Consider the following 1,376-nt stretch of genomic DNA (forward strand, 5'->3'; position numbering starts at 1 on the left):
GTAAACGGCGGCCGTAACTATAACGGTCCTAAGGTAGCGAAATTCCTTGTCGGGTAAGTTCCGACCTGCACGAATGGCGTAACGATCTCCCCGCTGTCTCTGATGTGGACTCAGCGAAATTGAACTGTGTGTCAAGATGCACACTTCCCGCGGTTAGACGGAAAGACCCCATGAACCTTTACTATAGCTTCGCACTGGCATCAGGATTGTGATGTGCAGGATAGGTGGTAGGCATCGAAGCGGGGACGCCAGTTCCCGTGGAGCCATCCTTGAGATACCACCCTTCGCACTCTTGATGTCTAACCGCGGTCCGTTATCCGGATCCGGGACCCTGCGTGGTGGGTAGTTTGACTGGGGCGGTCGCCTCCCAAATCGTAACGGAGGCGCGCGAAGGTTGGCTCAGACCGGTCGGAAATCGGTCGTTGAGTGCAATGGCAGAAGCCAGCCTGACTGCAAGACTGACACGTCGAGCAGAGACGAAAGTCGGCCATAGTGATCCGGTGGTCCCAAGTGGGAGGGCCATCGCTCAACGGATAAAAGGTACTCTGGGGATAACAGGCTGATGATGCCCAAGAGTCCATATCGACGGCATCGTTTGGCACCTCGATGTCGGCTCATCTCATCCTGGGGCTGGAGCAGGTCCCAAGGGTATGGCTGTTCGCCATTTAAAGAGGTACGTGAGCTGGGTTTAGAACGTCGTGAGACAGTTCGGTCCCTATCTGCCGTGGGTGTAGGAGACTTGAGAAGAGTTGCCCCTAGTACGAGAGGACCGGGGTGAACGAACCACTGGTGGACCAGTTGTCGTGCCAACGGCAGTGCTGGGTAGCTATGTTCGGACAGGATAACCGCTGAAGGCATCTAAGCGGGAAGCCCCCTTCAAAACAAGGTCTCCCTTGAGGGCCGTGGAAGACCACCACGTCGATAGGCCGGAGATGTAAGCGCGGTAACGCGTTCAGTTGACCGGTACTAATTGCCCGATAGGCTTGATTTGATCCAGAAACAGCAGGATCAAAAGCAAACACCGACTTGAACAAGCGACATGAAAATGTCCCTGATGTTGTGAAACCCCCCTGGCCACACGCCAGGGACGGGTTCTTCTCCGGTTTGGTGGTCATAGCACGAGCAAAACACCCGATCCCATCCCGAACTCGGCCGTTAAGTGCCGTCGCGCCAATGGTACTGCGTCTCAAGACGTGGGAGAGTAGGTCACCGCCAAACCTGAAAAGAACCCAAACTCTCCGAACACCCCTCCCAGGATAAACACACCACAAGCGCCGCAAACCAACGCCGCGCAACCGTCGCGGGATGGAGCAGCCCGGTAGCTCGTCAGGCTCATAACCTGAAGGTCGCAGGTTCAAATCCTGCTCCCGCAACCA

General features: G+C 56.1%; 1 tRNA gene and 2 rRNA genes. All 3 read left to right on the forward strand.

From position 1 onward, the window contains the following. Positions 1 to 991: ribosomal RNA gene (locus tag ACSHZY_RS18830) — 23S ribosomal RNA — on the forward strand; the annotation flags it as partial. 112 nt (positions 992 to 1,103) lie between these two features. Next, positions 1,104 to 1,218, forward strand: a 5S ribosomal RNA gene (rrf, locus tag ACSHZY_RS18835). Between the two features lie 81 nt (positions 1,219 to 1,299). Further along, positions 1,300 to 1,376 (forward strand) — tRNA-Met (locus ACSHZY_RS18840).

This window comes from Falsirhodobacter sp. 1013 (genome assembly GCF_051195255.1).
Classification (GTDB): Bacteria; Pseudomonadota; Alphaproteobacteria; order Rhodobacterales; family Rhodobacteraceae; genus Falsirhodobacter.